Source organism: Scytonema millei VB511283, from assembly GCF_000817735.3.
GTDB lineage: Bacteria > Cyanobacteriota > Cyanobacteriia > Cyanobacteriales > Chroococcidiopsidaceae > Chroococcidiopsis > Chroococcidiopsis millei_B.
This window is the reverse complement of sequence record NZ_JTJC03000010.1, coordinates 1-17,462: the sequence shown is the minus strand read 5'-3', so window position 1 is coordinate 17,462 and position 17,462 is coordinate 1. Positions and strand designations below refer to the sequence as shown.

Annotated in this window: 10 protein-coding genes; 6 read left to right on the top strand and 4 right to left on the bottom strand. The window is 43.0% G+C overall.

Annotated features, from left to right (window positions below; genetic code table 11):
* Nucleotides 1–70 precede the first annotated feature (70 nt).
* The gene (locus tag QH73_RS23905; protein ID WP_052289708.1) at nucleotides 71–5,995 is read right to left on the bottom strand and encodes an EAL domain-containing protein; all 5,925 of its coding nucleotides are present in this window, start codon (nucleotides 5,993–5,995) and stop codon (nucleotides 71–73) included.
* A 247-nt stretch (nucleotides 5,996–6,242) separates the two neighbouring features.
* Between QH73_RS23905 and QH73_RS23900 the strand changes: the two genes are divergently transcribed.
* The 5 genes from QH73_RS23900 (at nucleotide 6,243) to metK (ending at nucleotide 12,886) form a co-directional block, all read left to right on the top strand.
* Nucleotides 6,243–6,554 (top strand): urease subunit beta, encoded by a 312-nt coding sequence (locus QH73_RS23900; RefSeq protein WP_039713087.1) that lies wholly within the window; start codon nucleotides 6,243–6,245, stop codon nucleotides 6,552–6,554.
* Nucleotides 6,555–6,649: 95 nt separating this feature from the next.
* A complete protein-coding gene (gene ureC, locus QH73_RS23895) occupies nucleotides 6,650–8,368 on the top strand; it encodes an urease subunit alpha (RefSeq protein ID WP_201278324.1) in 1,719 nt (572 codons plus the stop codon).
* A 261-nt stretch (nucleotides 8,369–8,629) separates the two neighbouring features.
* Entirely contained in the window at nucleotides 8,630–9,724 is a 1,095-nt protein-coding gene (locus tag QH73_RS23890; protein WP_039713088.1) for an ATP-binding response regulator, read from the top strand.
* 273 nt (nucleotides 9,725–9,997) lie between these two features.
* Entirely contained in the window at nucleotides 9,998–11,365 is a 1,368-nt protein-coding gene (locus QH73_RS23885; RefSeq protein WP_039713089.1) for an aldehyde dehydrogenase, read from the top strand.
* A 261-nt stretch (nucleotides 11,366–11,626) separates the two neighbouring features.
* A complete protein-coding gene (gene metK, locus QH73_RS23880) occupies nucleotides 11,627–12,886 on the top strand; it encodes a methionine adenosyltransferase (RefSeq protein WP_039713090.1) in 1,260 nt (419 codons plus the stop codon).
* Between the two features lie 169 nt (nucleotides 12,887–13,055).
* Here the strand turns inward: metK and moeB are convergent, their stop codons facing one another.
* The 3 genes from moeB to QH73_RS23865 all read right to left on the bottom strand — a co-directional run bounded on the left by moeB (nucleotide 13,056) and on the right by QH73_RS23865 (nucleotide 15,884).
* On the bottom strand, nucleotides 13,056–14,228 hold the full coding sequence (gene moeB / locus QH73_RS23875; protein ID WP_039713091.1) for a molybdopterin-synthase adenylyltransferase MoeB: 1,173 nt from the start codon (nucleotides 14,226–14,228) through the stop codon (nucleotides 13,056–13,058).
* Nucleotides 14,229–14,408: 180 nt separating this feature from the next.
* Nucleotides 14,409–14,888 carry a M67 family metallopeptidase gene (locus tag QH73_RS23870; protein ID WP_039713092.1) on the bottom strand — a complete coding sequence of 160 codons (480 nt, stop codon included), beginning with the start codon at nucleotides 14,886–14,888 and terminating at the stop codon, nucleotides 14,409–14,411.
* Between the two features lie 15 nt (nucleotides 14,889–14,903).
* Complete coding sequence (locus QH73_RS23865; protein WP_039713093.1) at nucleotides 14,904–15,884, bottom strand: 3'(2'),5'-bisphosphate nucleotidase; 981 nt, start codon at nucleotides 15,882–15,884, stop codon at nucleotides 14,904–14,906.
* A gap of 246 nt (nucleotides 15,885–16,130) precedes the next feature.
* On the opposite strand from QH73_RS23865, the gene QH73_RS23860 reads away from it, so the two are divergent.
* Nucleotides 16,131–17,300, top strand: coding sequence for a glycoside hydrolase family 10-like protein (locus QH73_RS23860; RefSeq protein WP_201278323.1), 1,170 nt, complete (start codon nucleotides 16,131–16,133; stop codon nucleotides 17,298–17,300).
* Nucleotides 17,301–17,462 lie beyond the last annotated feature (162 nt).

Sequence of the window (17,462 nt, the reverse complement as noted above, 5' to 3'; positions counted from 1 at the left end):
CGACCAGTTAGCTCCACTACACCCCACACTTCCCACACCCCACACCCTGATAACTGACAACTGACAACTGTTAACTGTCAACTGTCAACCATTCTTCCGCCTTCTGACTGTCTACAGGTTGAGAAAATAAATATCCTTGTCCTAAATTGCAGCCCAATTGCTGGAGTTTTTCCAACTGCAATTGAGTTTCTATGCCTTCTGCTACTGCATCTATGCCCAAGCTGCGTGCTAGCGTAACGATTGTTTGTACAATTGCGGTGTGGCGGCTAGATCCGAGATGGTTGACAAAAGAGCGATCGATTTTCAGCGTATCGATGGGTAAATCGTGCAAGCGACTGAGAGAAGAATAACCCGTACCAAAATCATCGATACACAGTTGAACTCCTAAAGCTTGGAGACGTTCTAATAACTGTGGCGCTAAGTCTACTGTTTCTAACAAGCAGCTTTCGGTAATTTCGAGTTTCAAACATTCTCCTGGTAGTTGAGTTGTTTGTAAAATTTGCTCGATCCGTTCGGCTGCATCTGCTTGTTTGAGTTGTTGCACTGACAAATTAACGTTGACTGCAAGGCTATGATATTTAGGAAATCGTTCGCGCCAAGTTTGTAATTGTAGACAAGCTTGATGCAATACCCACCAACCCAAAGAATCGATTAATCCAGTTTCTTCTGCAACTGGAATGAATTCTGTTGGTGCGATCCAACCTTGCTGGGGATGAGACCAGCGGATCAAAGCTTCAAATCCAGTCAGACAGCCGCTAGATAGTTGAACGATCGGTTGATAATGCAGGGAGAGTTCTTGTTGAGCGATCGCCCGTCGTAAATCGCTTTCCAATTGCAAACGGGCGATCGCTCGGGCTTGCATTGCGGGGGCAAAGATTTGATATCGTCCTTTATGTTGCTCTTTAGCATGATACATGGCTGCATCCGCATCTCTGAGAACATCGCTGGCTCGTTCGTAATTCATCGTGCTGAACGTGATGCCAATACTCGCGCTGGTAACAACTTCATATTCCAGCAGCCGATATGGTTGTTTTAAGCGTGCTTGAATTCTGTCTGCTACCACAGTCGCTTCTTCAAGATCGTGAATGTTTTCTAGTAGAATTACAAATTCATCGCCTCCGAGTCGCGCTACTGTATCTGAGGCACGTAAAGTCAGTTTTAACCTGCTAGCAACACTTTTAATCAACTCATCTCCTACCAAATGCCCCAAACTATCATTCACAACTTTAAAGCGGTCTAGGTCGATAAATAGTAAAGCATAGAGATAATCTGGATAGCGTTTGTGCATTTTGATTGCTTGTTCTAAACGCTCGATCAACCAAGCACGATTGGGTAAATCGGTGAGGGGATCGTGAAAGGCATCATGCAGTAGTTGTTCTTGTACTTGTACGAGGTTATTTTGAGCGATTTGCAGTTCTTGTAATGATTTTTCTAATTGACTCGCTTTTTCTCGCTCTTTCATTTCCGATCGCTTTAAGTCTTGGTACAGTTGGGCATTTTTTAAGGAAATTGCAGCTTGAGAACACAGCAGCCGCAAAGTTTCTAATCGATCGCTCGTAAATGCGCCTATGACAAGATTATTTTCTAAATAGAAAATGCCTATGAGTTGATTTTGATTCAAAATTGGGGCGCACAATACCGATTTAGGTTTGTGTAATTGAACGTAAGGATCGCGGGCAAAATTGTAGCTATCAATAGTGTTTTGCAGAACCACATCAAGTTTATGCTCGGCTACATAGTTAATTAAAGAAATTGGTAGTATATCGTTTGTCACTGGTATCGGAAAAGAGATCGTCTGCTCGGCTGACATGATAGATATAGCTGCTTCTATGACTAGCTGTCGATCTCGAACTAATAATAAACAACCTAACTCTGCGCCTGCATTCTCGATCGCAGTTTGCATGATTTTATGAATTAAATCTTGAAAAACAATTTCGCCAGAAATGATTTGCGCGGCTTTAATGAATGTATTTAAATCGAGCAAGCGATCGGATGTATGAATTTTAGTGCTATGACTCGCAGTTAATTTATGAGACTGATTTGTCAAAGTAAAAAGTAATTGAGCATATTTAGTATCTAAAGCCTTTACTTTAGCTGTCGCACCCCAGACTAAATAACAGGATCTAGCATTTAAAAGATGAATGCGAGCAATCGTATTTTTGCCTAATTCTAAATAAAATTTGGCTGCTAGTTCGTTTGCTAATGCTTCTTCTTGTAAATATGCATATTTTTTAGCTAAAGAAATGGCACGATCGTAGTCATCTATTGCTCGAACAGAATTGCCAAGAACTCGATTTTTCTCGGCTTCAACTAAATAATATTTATGCAAATAATTCATAGGTGCAGAATCAGCCCATTTTTGCATTTGCCTTTGATTCGTCTTGACAAGACTTGAAATCTGTTTTTTTTGCCAAGCTGAAGCAGAGTTATAAGTTGATATTAAAGTTAAAGAATGATAAAAATTAAAGACAGGTAAAGATAGAGAAGCAATGACACCATCAATATATTTTTTGGCTTGCAATGCATTTTCCGCAGCGCGATCGTATGCCTCGAATAGATAATTGAGTGCAAGTTTCTGACAATAGAAGTGAAATAAAGCAGTTTTATGATTCACTGCTAATAGTAATGGCAATATTTTTTTTTCATCATAGTACTCACCACTAAAAAAACACGAATTTTCTGTTGTTCCTAACAAGTTTGCAACAGATTGTCTGTAGAGTTGTAGTAAATGCAAGGCTGTCTCTTGTTTCAGGCGATCGCTTGCTTGCAAATACGTTTCCATTTCTTGTGCGAGTGCTGTCAATTCCTTACCGACAAAATAGGAATGATAGCAATAAATAAACCCGCAATAGGCAGCAAATTCAATGTCACCCGTATCTAATCCACTTTGATAAGCTTCTAAAAGGGACGGTAACCCTTCTCTAACATGTTCCTTCCAGTGTCGAATAAAATTATTAAACACCAGGAAAGTTCTAGCTTTTAATTCCTTTGCCTGAAACTTTTCTAATAGGTCTAAAGCAAGTTTACCAAATTGATAGCCAGTATCAATATTTCCCAACACGCCACATAACATCACTCCATAACTGGCATAACCATAAGCAGACATTGCTGTATTGCCATATTTTAGCGATAGATTGACTCCAGCAAATGCTAATAAGGGAGCGAATTGTGGCGCAGCATTATATGTAGGCGAACCTGCTATCCCCATAATTTTCATGGCAGCTAATGTGTGGGGATTGCTCATAGCTGGTAGGTTAACTAGTGCCTCAAAGTGTTTATTACATAAGATAAATTTGGTGGCGATCGCCGCTAGTGAAATCTTAAACTTACTCACTTTGTGAGGTAGATTAACTCCTAAAAGCCGCAAGGCGTATATTGCTATGTTGACGGCTGCAAGTGGTTTTCCTTGAGCAACATGAGCGAGAATTTTAATTTCATAGACTTTAACTTTATCTAATAAATTTTTTGCTTGTTGTAGTACGATATCTGTATAATTTTCTGTTGAAGTAAATTTGCCACACAAATATGCTGCTTCCGCTGCTTCTAAAAATAAGGCAAGTGAAAGCTCGTAGTGTCGTCGCCAGCTGTTTTCTTCGATAAGTTTAATACCCAAACTTGCATAACTCAGTGCTGACTCATAAGCGATAGATTCTTTAGCTTTCTTGGCAGCAGTTAAGTTTAATGCTGCTAATTCATCTTTTTCCGTTTGATTCTGTAATAGAGAGCTGCTGAAATTTAGATGATTGACAATATCAAAAATTTTTTCTTCTTGCTTATCTAATGGAGTATTTTGTAGTAGGGTTCGACCAATTATTTGATGCAAAGTTTGTTTTGTACCTTCTGGGAGCGATGAGTAGGCGGCTTGTTGAATGCGATCGTGAGCGAATTTATATCTCACTGTTAATATTCGTCTTAGAGAAATACCTAACTCAATTCCCGTGCGATCGTTGTCAATAGGGATAATTAAACTAGCAGCGATCGCTGGTTGTAGTAGTGCCACTATGACTTCAGTAGGTTTTGTCATACAGCCAACTAAAGTAGATAACTCAAACGAACTACCAATACATGCTGCTAGTTTTAAAATTTGCTGTGTATTGTCATCGAGCTTTTGAATTTTCTTAACAAGAAGCTCGGTAAGATTATTATGAGTTACTTGAGCTAGTTGAATTTCTGTTGAATCCCAGTACCAAATTTGTCTCGCTCGTTCAAACTTTAATAAGTTCTCTGCTGCCAAATAAGCTATAAACTCATTAATAAAAAATGGATTACCGTGAGTTGTCTCTAAAATCAGTTTTGCTAAAGGTTCTGTCACGTCGCGATCGCACTTGAGAGTTTCAGAAAGTAGCTGATTAATGTGAGATATATTCAGAGGTATTAAAGAGATATAATGAATTGCAACTCCAAGTTTAGTTAACTCCTCTAAACTTAAACTGAGAGGATGAAAGGCATTCACTTCATTGTCTCGATATGCCCCAATTAAAAATAAATACTTGTTTCTTTCCGTGACTAAAACCCGAATTAGTTGTAAAGAAGCACTATCTACCCACTGAAGATCGTCTAAAAAAATTATGAGTGGATGTTCTGCCTGGGCAAATACTTGAATCAATTTTTGAAATACTAATTTAAACCGATGTTCTGCTGCTGTTGGATTTAAAATTGCGCTTGCTGAATGCTGACCTAAAAGTAATGATAAATCGGGAACAACATCAATCAGAACTCCGATATTCTCTCCGCAAGCAGCGAGAATGCGATCGCGCCACTTTGCTAATCGATCTGAGTCTTCTAATAAGAGTTGACGAACTAATTCTTGTAGTGCTTTAATTAAGCCAAAATAAGGAATATGTCGTTGATATTGCTCGTATTTTCCTTGAACAAAATATCCTCTTCTTTGAGTAACTAATTTAAAAGCTTCCTGTACGAGAGATGATTTACCAATGCCAGCATATCCACGGACTAAGACTAATTCAGGTTTGAATTCGTGGTTGGTAGTTGGTATATTTCTCCTTTGTTCCCCTTGTCCTCCTTGTCTTCCTTGTCCTTCTTCACCAATTCTCTCAAAAGCCGCTAATAGAATCTCTATCTCTCGTTCTCTACCATAAAGTTTTTGAGGAATTTGTAATTTGTCAGAAATATCTTCTTTGCCTAATTCAAATTCAGTAATAGTACGATCGTTCTCTAATTGCTGCCAACATTTTTTTAAGTCGGCGCTGATTCCCCATGCACTTTGATAGCGTTCTTCAGCGGTTTTTGCCAATAGTTTTATTACTATTTGTGAAAGAGTTAGAGGGATACTAGGATCGATTTGGTGGGGCGGAATTGGCTGCTTAGCAAGGTGACAATGAATGAGTTCTAAAGGATCGTCAGTATCAAATGGTAGTTGGTGGGTGAGTAATTGATAGAAAGTTGCTCCTAAAGAATAAAAATCTGTTCGATAATCAACATTGCGGTTCATTCTACCAGTTTGTTCTGGAGAGATGTAACTCAGAGTTCCTTCTAAAATACTGGGATGACCGAAATTAGGATTTTCTTTAGATACAAGAGTAGAAATTCCAAAGTCAATAATTTTGAGCTGCTTGGTAGCGGAATTAAAAACTATATTAGCTGGACTAATATCCTTATGAATTATATTTGCTGCATGAATTTTGCTCAAACTCTCTACTATGAGAATCGCAATTTCGAGAAAATCTTTGAGACTAAGCTTTTTAACTTGGCTGAGAATTTCTAAAGACTCACCGCCAAAATCTTCTAAAGTAATTAATACAGTGTTATGAAAATTTTCTAAACTGTAAGCTTTTACGACTCCAGATAAATTTAAAGAATGAGTAATCTCATATTCTTGCTTGTACCGAATCAGTTCTTCTAAGCTAGGTTGCTCTGCTTTTAAAATTTTCAAAATAATTGGTTGACGATCGCGGATTCGCCACGCTCGGTAAACCACCGAGCGATCGCTTTCGTAAATTTTGTTAACAATCTCATAGCCAGAAATAGCGATCATACTCGCTTTTGCTTAAATAAGTGTATTCTAAATAACACTCCAAAAAATTGCTGTAGGCAATTTTTTGGAGTAAGTTCATAATTAGCTTCAAACAAGTTTGCACTAATTAACATTTTGTGAATAAAATTGGGTGGCTAGAAATAGTTGACACTAAACAGATTATAGTTTGGCGTGCGAACGCGCTCGATGTCAGCGATCGCTACAATATCTTTATTTCATCAGTAAATAGCAAGACGAGGAATAGGCAATGATTCCAGGTGAAACGATCGTCCAGTCGGGGGAAATCGAATTAAATGCAGGTCGTCCTACAACTGTTTTACGAGTAGCAAATACAGGCGATCGCCCGATCCAAGTTGGTTCTCACTATCATTTTTTTGAAGTCAATCCTGCCTTAGAATTCGATCGAGAACGGGCAAAAGGGATGCGTTTAGATATCCCCGCAGGTACGGCTGTCCGGTTTGAACCAGGAGACGAACGGGAAGTTACCATTATCCCCTTAGCTGGAACTCGACAAGTCTATGGCTTCAACGGTAGCGTCAATGGGGCGCTGGAGGGATAGTTTTCGTAGAGTTTGTGAAACCTATATAAATTTTTTCTCGATATTTTCTGTATCTGTATGGTTCAATCTCCTATAGACTCTGACAAGGAATATCTATGAGCTATCGCATGGATCGCCGCGCCTACGCCGAAACCTTCGGTCCTACAACAGGCGATCGCATCCGCCTCGCCGATACAGAATTATTTATTGAAGTCGAACGAGACTTTACCACCTACGGCGATGAAGTCAAGTTTGGCGGTGGTAAAGTCATCCGCGATGGGATGGGACAATCTCCCATTGCTAATGCTGATGGTGCTGTCGATTTAGTTATTACCAACGCCTTGATCCTCGATTGGTGGGGGATTGTCAAAGCTGATATCGGGATTAAAGACGGCAAGATTTACAAAATTGGCAAAGCTGGCAATCCCTACATTCAAGACAACGTAGATATTATCATCGGTCCTGGTACGGAAGTCTTGGCGGGAGAAGGCGCGATCGTCACGGCTGGGGGAATTGACAGTCACATTCACTTTATCTGTCCCCAGCAAATTGAAACAGCGATCGCCTCTGGTGTGACAACAATGATTGGTGGGGGTACGGGACCCGCTACAGGTACGAATGCCACGACTTGCACTCCTGGACCCTGGAACATTTACCGGATGTTGCAAGCTGCCGATGCTTTTCCCGTCAATTTGGGATTTCTCGGTAAGGGTAACAGCAGTCAACCCCAAGCCTTAGTCGAACAGATTGCAGCTGGGGCAATGGGTTTGAAATTGCACGAAGATTGGGGAACGACTCCCGCCGCGATCGATACTTGTTTGGATGTCGCCGATCGACATGATGTCCAAGTCGCGATTCACACCGATACCCTTAACGAAGCTGGGTTTGTTGAAACTACCATCGGTGCTTTTAAAGGACGGGCAATTCATACATACCATACAGAAGGGGCTGGCGGCGGTCACGCCCCAGATATTATTAAAGTCTGTGGTGAAGTCAATGTTTTACCATCTTCTACCAATCCTACGCGCCCATACACTCTCAATACCCTGGACGAACACTTAGACATGTTGATGGTGTGCCATCACCTCGATCCAAGTATTGCCGAAGATGTCGCCTTTGCCGAGTCGCGCATTCGTCGCGAAACGATCGCCGCGGAAGATATTTTGCACGACTTAGGGGCGTTCAGCATGATTTCCTCCGACTCTCAAGCGATGGGAAGAGTAGGGGAAGTGATTATCCGTACTTGGCAGACGGCACATAAAATGAAAGTGCAAAGGGGGCATTTATCTTCTCCCGATGGGGGATCTATAGAAAATGACAATTTCCGCGCTAAAAGGTACGTTGCCAAGTACACGATCAACCCTGCCATTACCCACGGTATTGCTAATTATGTCGGTTCTGTGGAAGTGGGGAAACTTGCCGATTTGTGTCTCTGGCGACCGGCATTTTTTGGCGTGAAGCCGGAAATTGTGTTGAAAGGCGGATTAATTGCTTGGTCGCAAATGGGTGATGCTAACGCTAGTATTCCCACTCCCCAACCAGTTCACATGCGTCCCATGTTCGCGAGTTACGGTGGTGCGATCGCGACAACATCCTTGACTTTTGTTTCTCAACTTGCCTTAGAACGAGAAATTCCTTCTCAGTTAGGTTTACAAAAACCTGCTGTTGCTGTCTCACAAACCCGTCAAATCGGCAAGCAGGATTTAAAATTAAACGATGCCCTACCTCGCATCGAAGTCGATCCTGAAACCTATGAAGTTAGGGCAGATGGAGACCTTCTCACTTGCGAACCAGCTACAATTCTACCAATGGCACAAAGATATTTTTTGTTTTAAACTCTTTCATCGCGATCGCTGATGTTAACTATTTCAGATTGTTATCTATCTGCCGAAGCTAACTATTTGCATCAATTGCTCGATCGGCAGATGAATTTGCTACCGCGATCGAACATTGCCGAAAAATGTAACGGTCTGTAGTTGGAGAAACATTCTCTCTTGGGTAAGAGGTTAATTTTGTAACGACAAGGAAGAATGATACCAACGAATAGATATTTAGAAAATATAAAATCTTAATTTATTGAGCAGCGTGCGGATTTCATGACTATCCCATCCTCCAAAGCCGATCGAATCCTCGTGGTTGACGACTCTCCCGATAATGTGTTCCTAATTCAAACGATTTTGGAGGAAGAAGGATACACCATTACTACGGCAGAAGACGGTCCCACTGCACTAGCAGAAGTTGAAAAATCACCGCCTCATCTCGTTCTGCTTGATGTCATGATGCCAGGAATGGATGGGTTTGAGGTGACTCAGCGCCTCCGGCAAAATGCCAAACTACCTTTCATTCCAATTTTACTGATTACTGCTTACGACCAACCTAGTGTTGCTAAAGGGTTAGACACGGGCGCAGACGATTTTATCCGCAAGCCTGTCGAAGTCGAAGAACTTTTGGCAAGAGTGCGATCGCTGTTGCGGTTGAAGCACAGCGTAGACGAACGGGATGAAATTGCCCGTCAAAGAGAAGATTTTGTCTCTCGTTTAACGCACGACCTTCGCACTCCCCTGGTTGCCGCCGATCGAATGCTCGTACTTCTGGCGCAAGGGGCATTAGGAGAACTATCGCCGCCGATCCATGAAGCGATCGCAACGATGATCCGCAGCAATCAAAATCTGCTGCAAATGGTCAATACGCTGTTGGAAGTCTATCGTTTTGAGGCTGGGCGCAAGACCTTGGCATTTTTTCCAGTAGACTTGCAAAATTTGCTAGAAGATATCGTAAAAGAACTATCTCCTCTAGCGCAAGATAAAGGTGTATCGCTCCAGTTACAACAACAGCAACCCATTCCATCTGTGAAAGTTTCCGGCGATCGCTTGGAATTGCATCGTCTCTTCACTAATCTGGTGGGCAATGCACTCAAATTTACCGATAAAGGCTCTGTTACCGTTCGCATGTCTACCAATCCTGACTCGGATTTACAAGTAGACGTGATCGATACGGGTTCTGGTATTTCCTTTGAAGATAGACAGACTTTGTTTCAACGATTTCGTCAAGGTAGCCATAGGCGTTCTGGTAGTGGCTTAGGGCTGTATTTATCACGCCGCATTGTCGAAGCCCATCAAGGTACGCTACAAGTTGATTCCGAACTTGGAAAAGGTAGTACTTTTAGCGTTTGCTTACCTATGATGAAGTAGATTCGCTTGTTATTTGTCATTCGTCATTTGTCATTTGTAAGGGCGATCGCTCGCCTTGAACTAGACTTTTCTGCAATTGATTTTATGAGAGGCGATCGCTGTTGCGACTTGCTTTAAAAAGCTACTTGTAGTAGAGTATTTCTGTTTAATAATCAGAATATAACTTAAATTAAAAAAAATTATAATATTTCCATTGTGAAGTAAATTGTATCAAGATCGTAGGCGCTACTGCAAGCACTTCACTATCAAAGTGTAGTGAAATAATTGAAAACTATGAATTACTCCGAGCTGCTACGCCAACAAAGAGAATTTTTTCAAACTGGTAAAACGAAATCGATAGACTTTCGGCTTGCCCAGCTTAAAACCCTCAAACAGGCAATAGCTGAGTACGAAATCGCTATTAACGAGGCATTACAAGCAGATCTCCATAAACCAGGTGTTGAAATATACTTAACAGAAATTACCGTAGTCAAGAAAGAGATCGACTACGCCGTCAAATATCTAAAAAAGTGGATAAAACCTCATAAAGCTGCCGTTCCTATAGAGCAACAACCTGGTGCTGGCAGAATCTATCCAGAACCGCTAGGAATTGTTTTAATTATTAGTCCGTGGAATTATCCATTGCAGTTAGCTATTACTCCACTTGTAGGTGCGATCGCAGCGGGTAACTGTGCGATTGTTAAACCATCAGAAATCGCGACTCACGCCACTGAGGTCTTAGCTAAAATGTTACAGAACTATTTCGATCCTGCCTATATTTCAGTTGTGGAAGGTGGAGCCGAAACGAGTCAAAAACTATTAGCAGAAAAATTTGACCATATCTTTTTTACAGGTGGGACAAACGTAGGTAGAATTGTGATGGAAGCGGCAGCAAAGTATTTAACTCCAGTGACTTTAGAACTAGGTGGTAAAAGTCCTTGTATTGTTGATGCCGATATTCATCTTGAGTATGCTGCCAAGCGAATTACTTGGGGAAAATTTATCAATGCTGGACAAAGTTGTATTGCCCCCGACTATCTTTTAGTCCCTGAAGCAATTAAACAACAATTCATCGAGAAAATTCAAAAATGCATCGCAGAATTTTACGGCACGCAACCCGCAAATAGCCCCGATTATGGCAGAATTATCGATCGCAAACAATTCGACCGCTTGGCTGCCTTGCTAGCGGATGGCAAGATAGTTTTTGGAGGAGAAACCGATGCCGAGTCACGCTACATTGCACCCACTGTCATTGAGTTAGCCTCCCTAGACGTACCAGCAATGCAGTCAGAAATTTTTGGTCCCATTTTACCAGTCGTGACGTACCAAGATATATCTGAGGCGATCGCGATTGTTAATCAAAGACCGAAACCGTTGGCTTTATACCTCTTTTCCCGTGACAGAAACCTGCAAAAGCGCGTTCTAGCAGAAACTTCCTCTGGTAGCGCCTGCGTCAACGACACCGTATTGCAATTCGTCGTTCCCACGTTACCCTTTGGTGGAGTGGGTAGTAGTGGCATGGGAAAATATCATGGCAAAGCTAGTTTTGACACATTTTCGCACTACAAGAGCGTACTGCACCGTTCTCTGGCGATCGAGATTAATTTACGCTATCCTCCCTATCGCGGAAAATTACCCTTACTTAAGCGCATTTTAGGTTAGCTGTGAAACGATCGAACTTTACACAGACTTAATACACCTGTTGCGTTAAGATGGCAAATTTCCTACTAGAATTTTTACAAACCGACTTGTTTAAGATAGGCTAAAATACACACCGTCTATCTAGCTTTTAATCGCTGAGGGGATAGCGTCCACACAATAACTAATTGTAAATAGTGGTAAAACGGCGGCGATCGCCGACTGACATAGCTACACTCAAAGCAAACTTACTCAATATTCAGCAACTCCAAGGAGGAACTGCCTTTGTCTCGTCGCTACCTATTTTCCTCAGAATCAGTTACCGAAGGTCATCCCGATAAAATCTGCGATCAAATTTCTGATACTATCTTAGATGCATTATTGGCACAAGACCCCAGCAGCCGAGTCGCAGCAGAAGTAGTCGTTAACACTGGACTAGTATTAATTACTGGTGAAATTACTAGCAAAGCTCAAGTTAACTATGTTAACTTAGCCAGACAAAAAATCGCTGAAATTGGCTATACGGATGCTGTTAACGGCTTCTGTTCTAATAGCTGTTCCGTACTAGTTGCCCTAGACGAACAGTCGGCTGATATTGCTCAAGGGGTAAATACAGCTCAAGAAACCCGCGAACAGTCGAGCGAAGAATTATTTGATTCTACTGGTGCGGGCGACCAAGGGATCATGTTTGGTTTCGCTTGTAACGAAACCCCCGAACTGATGCCTCTACCTATCAGTCTTGCCCACCGCATTTCTCGCCGTCTAGCCGCAGTACGGAAAACTGGTCAATTGGCGTACTTGCGTCCTGATGGCAAAACTCAAGTCACCATTGCCTATGAAGACGGACGACCTGTAGGAATTGATACAATATTAATCTCGACTCAGCACGCACCAACGATTGGTGACATCACCGATGAAAAAGCAGTGCAAGCCAAGATTAAAGAAGATCTTTGGTCTGCGGTTGTAGAACCAGTTTTTGCCGATATTGAGGTCAAACCAGACGCACAAACTCGCTTTCTAGTCAACCCTACGGGCAAGTTTGTCATTGGCGGTCCTCAAGGCGATTCCGGCTTAACTGGACGTAAAATTATCGTCGATACCTATGGTGGGTACTCACGGCATGGTGGCGGTGCTTTTTCCGGTAAAGACCCCACTAAAGTAGACCGCAGTGCAGCTTATGCGTGCCGCTACGTGGCAAAAAATATTGTAGCTGCTGGGCTAGCTGACAAGTGCGAAGTACAACTAAGTTATGCGATCGGTGTAGCGCGACCCGTTAGCATTTTAGTAGAAACATTCGGCACGGGCAAAATTGACGAAGACCTTTTGCTGGAGTTAGTCCAACAAAATTTTGAACTCCGTCCAGCTGGCATTATCCACGCCTTTAATTTGCGTAACCTACCAGCGGAAAGAGGTGGTCGCTTCTATCAAGATGTTGCTGCCTACGGTCATTTGGGACGCAACGACTTAGACTTGCCTTGGGAAAAAACCGACAAAGCAGACATCTTAAAACAAGCACTAAATCAACCCGTTTCAGCGACAGTCTAACCAAACATAGGTAGTTCTTCATGTAGAGATATGGCACGTAAATGTCTCTACATTTTTTGTACCCAAATTTGTAGGGGCGCACGGCTGTGCGCCCCTACTACATTGTTTTTCACCTAATATTTAAGGAATGTCCGCCTTACGCCCCCCTTTTTAAGGGGACAGGGGGGATCTAATACTGAGGCACGGAAGGATCGATTTCCTGACTCCAGGCAGTAATTCCACCCTTCACATTCGTCCCTTCAATCCCAGCTTGCTTCAAAATACCTAAAGCCTTAGCCGATCGCAGTCCTGCTTTACAATGAGCAATTAAGCGATGACCGTTGAGTATTTCTTTTACCTTTTCCACACCTTCGCCATTCTCAATATCTGGCAAAGGCACTAATACCGAACCAGGAATCTTCGCAATTTCATACTCGTGCGGGTTACGCACGTCTAGCAGCACGAAATCATCAGCGCCACTATCGAGTAACTGCTTCAACTCCTGTACCGTCATTTCTTGAATATCCATCTGCTGTTTTGCCTCCTCTGCTTTCGCTTGGGGAATCCCACAGAATTGTTCGTAATCTACCAACTTTTCAATTACCGGACGCACGGGATTGGGACGCAACTTCAACTCGCGGAACTTCATATCGAGGGCATTGTATAGTAACAAACGCCCGCTCAAACTCGTTCCTTTACCCAAAATGATTTTGACAGTTTCCGTTGCCTGAATTGTACCAATGATGCCACACAGCACTCCCAGTACCCCACCTTCAGCGCAGGAAGGAACCATCCCTGGCGGTGGGGGTTCGGGATATAAATCGCGGTAGTTGGGACCACCCTTATAGTTAAATACAGTCGCTTGTCCTTCAAATCGGAAAATGGAACCGTAAACGTTGGGCTTATCTAACAACACGCAAGCATCGTTTACCAAATACCGCGTAGGAAAGTTGTCAGTTCCATCAGCGACGATATCGTATGGTTTGAGGATTTCCAGCGCATTTTCCGAACTCAAGCGTGTTTCATAAAGGTCAACCTGACAATGAGGGTTAATCTCTAGAATTCGCTCTTTGGCAGATTCAATCTTCGGTTTACCAACCCAAGACGTACCGTGAATCACCTGACGTTGTAAATTGGAGCGATCGACGATATCAAAATCGACAATTCCGATGCGTCCGATTCCGGCTGCTGCTAAGTATAACAACAGGGGCGCGCCTAAACCTCCCGTACCGATACACAGTACGCTGGCGGCTTTCAAACGCTTTTGTCCTTCCAGTCCGACTTCTGGCAAAATCAAATGGCGGGAAAAACGTTCGTATTCTTCTTGTGAGAGTTGGATTTCATCCAAATTGGGATTGAGCATAACAGTTTGATGGAAAGGAGCGGATTAACATCGTCTCCGGTTAATTACCATCATGAGGGGGTGATGGGGAGATGGAATCTATCTTGAATACAGACAGACCCTACATCGTATCTTAAATGGAAAAACACTCGATACGATCGCGATACAATTCTTAAATTTTGGTGCTTAAATTTGCGATCGCTAAATCAATCTTTCTACGACAATCTCTTCTGGTTGGAACTGATGGTTATCGTCAAGGCTCCAACTCAATACGTCTCCAGCCTTGCCTTGGAGAACTGAAACAATGATATACGAATAGGTCTGCCACCCACAGAGGCGATCGAATTCCGAGGGGATGGCGGGATGGTTGGGGTGGGAATGATAAATCCCAATAATATCAAGTTGGCGATCGCGTGCCTCTTTTTGCACTTTCAACATCACTTCTGGCGCGATCGTGTAGTAAGTATTTTTCTCCGTGCCTAAATTCAGATTTGGATCGATCGCTTGAAAATCTGCGGCAGCTGTTGGATTCCAAACATTTTCCGTGGCGATCGCCTCGACTAAAATTTTGTCATTCTGACTCAACTTACCCAATAATAAGCCACAGCACTCATGTGGATAGGTACTTTCTGCATGGGTACAAATCAGCCGCAAATGTTCGACCGTTAACTTAATACTCACAAGCTTTAAATCGACTTAGACTTTTTCTTGCAGTGCAGCCAACACGGCATCATAGATATCGCTACTGCTAGCAATAATGCCCCGATTGTTTAGCATCTTAGCATTGGTCGCAAACTCCAAAGGCTTACCGTACATATCTGAAACACGACCGCCAGCCTCTTCTAAAACGATTGCTCCTGCGGCATGATCCCAAATATTTTCGCGGTAATCGGGATATTCTGCCCAAGGTAGTCGTAAATAAAGAGCAGCTTCACCCCTGGCAACTACAGCATATTTTGCCATGCTATCGATCGAGAGTGGCTCGGCAGTCATGCCAACTGCTTGCGCGATCGCTCGTTGTAGGGGCAAATTACCATGTCTTGACTCTACACTCTCCGTCGAACGAAAATTGCTTTTGTTGGCGGTTCTCGCCCCCAAAATTGGCTGAGTTGCACCAGTTTTTAAAGCGATTTGAGTTGCTCCTTGTCCCTTGACAGCCACAAACAAAACTCCCCGTTCACCTTGTGGCTGGTTCAGATCTAGTGGTAATGTCGGACAACCCATCACCCCTAGCTTGACTTCTCCATTCTCAATTAAAGCTAGGGCGATCGCGTATCGGTCGCCGCGTAAAAATCCTTTCGTACCATCAATCGGATCTAAAGTCCAAAAGCGATCGCCAACTTTACCGTTACCGCGATCGATCCAATCCAATACGCGATCGGCAGATGCTTCTGATACATGTATCCTCACGTAAGCTGTTATTTGTTCCAGTTGCTCAGACATTTGTGGTTGTCGCAGCAACTTTGCATCTTCTTCTCCCACAACTACATCTTGAGGAAAAGCTGCCGCGATCGCTTGACATATAATTGCCTGAGCGCCTAAATCTGCAATTGTCACCGGACTGAAATCTGGCTTTTCTATAGCAGCAGCAAGGCGATCTTGCTGAATCTGCACACAAAGTTTTGCTGCCTGGATAACAGATGCGATCGCCACCTGTTTTTCTAATTCATATGGCATCAGCCATTTCCTCAGACATAACCTCCAGGCTGGATTATGACACATAGCATAGAAGGAGTGGTAGAGGTGTACGGCTGTGCGCCCTTACGATAAACTCGTTAACTTAACTCTTTACAATCGGTTGCGAGTCTATATGAAATTTGATAATTTCCCGCTAACAGATGAGATGTGCGACGATCGAATCCACTGCCAACAAATTCTCAAAAGGACGGATTACTGGTGAAGGGTAAGCGTCGAGCTTGGTTTATGGCTTTATTCAGTCTATGTATGGCGATCGTCTTGCTACTACACCTACCGCTACAAGTAGCATCTCAGCCTCACCCTGTAGAAACTGAAGTGCGGGGAGTGTGGTTGACCAATATTGACAGCGATGTTCTGTTTTCCCGCGATCGCTTGAGCAAAGCTTTACAACGATTGGCAAAATTAAACTTCAACACAGTTTATCCTACCGTTTGGAATCGCGGCTATACTCTCTATCCCAGCTCTGTAGCAGAACGTACAATTGGGAGATCGCTCGATCCCAATCCGAAGTTGAAAGGAAGAGATGTTTTAGCCGAAATCGTCCAACAGAGTCACCAGCAAGGACTGAGCGTTATTCCCTGGTTTGAATTTGGGTTAAAAGCACCCGCCAATTCCGATCTCATCCGCCGTCATCCAGACTGGATCACCTATCGCCGCAACTCCCGCCAAATTTCTAAAGGAAATAAATATAACCAAGTTTGGCTTAATCCCTTTCATCCAATGGTGCAACGATTTATCGTCAACTTAGTTGCCGAGATTGTCTTGAAGTACGACATAGACGGTATCCAAATCGACGATCACTTCAGTTTGCCTATTGACTTGGGCTATGACACATTTACTACCCGACTCTACCAGCGGGAAAATGGCGGTAAGAAGCCGCCTGCCAATCCTCGTCATCCGCAGTGGATGCGCTGGCGTGCTAATAAAATTACGCAGTTAATGACCCAAATTTATCAAGCGGTCAAAACTCGCAGACCTGATTGTCTCGTGACTCTAGCGCCAAATGCTCACGAATACGCTTACAACACGTCTCTACAAGATTGGCGTACTTGGGAAAAAAAGGGTTTGGTAGAGGAAGTTGTCTTACAAGTCTATCGAGACGACTTGAAAACTTTTCTTAAAGAAATAGAGCATCCAGAAATCAAAGCAGTCAGTAGCCGTATTCCTGTCAGTATTGGTATATTGGCAGGTTTGAAAAAGCGTCCTACTCCTATGAAGCGGATTGAACAGCAGGTTCAAGCAGTCCGTAATCGAGGATTTGCGGGAGTATCTTTCTTCTTCTACGAAAGTTTGGGCGATCGCGATTCTGCTTTCCAGTCCATGTTTCCTAGCACTGTAGCGCGACCGCAAATCTCCCACGGTTGGGCAGGGACTACTCAGGGAGTCAAGCAGTAACGCGCAATAATTCTTCAACCCCTTGCAGAGTGGTGGATTCAGAAAATGCCGAAATTTTTTTTGCTCAAGTAGTTGACAAGAGCGAGAGGGATTAGTTAGATTAATAAAGCGCCGGAAGAGAGACGAGCTAAAAAGCAGTCCTGCAAGGCGACCGAACCTAGA

Coding starts and splice junctions, on each gene's coding strand:
- QH73_RS23905 (WP_052289708.1), bottom strand. CDS start 5,995: ATGATCGCTATTTCTGGCTATGAGATTGTTAACAAAATTTACGAAAGC.
- QH73_RS23900 (WP_039713087.1), top strand. CDS start 6,243: ATGATTCCAGGTGAAACGATCGTCCAGTCGGGGGAAATCGAATTAAAT.
- ureC (WP_201278324.1), top strand. CDS start 6,650: ATGAGCTATCGCATGGATCGCCGCGCCTACGCCGAAACCTTCGGTCCT.
- QH73_RS23890 (WP_039713088.1), top strand. CDS start 8,630: ATGACTATCCCATCCTCCAAAGCCGATCGAATCCTCGTGGTTGACGAC.
- QH73_RS23885 (WP_039713089.1), top strand. CDS start 9,998: ATGAATTACTCCGAGCTGCTACGCCAACAAAGAGAATTTTTTCAAACT.
- moeB (WP_039713091.1), bottom strand. CDS start 14,228: ATGCTCAATCCCAATTTGGATGAAATCCAACTCTCACAAGAAGAATAC.
- QH73_RS23865 (WP_039713093.1), bottom strand. CDS start 15,884: ATGCCATATGAATTAGAAAAACAGGTGGCGATCGCATCTGTTATCCAG.
- QH73_RS23860 (WP_201278323.1), top strand. CDS start 16,131: ATGGCTTTATTCAGTCTATGTATGGCGATCGTCTTGCTACTACACCTA.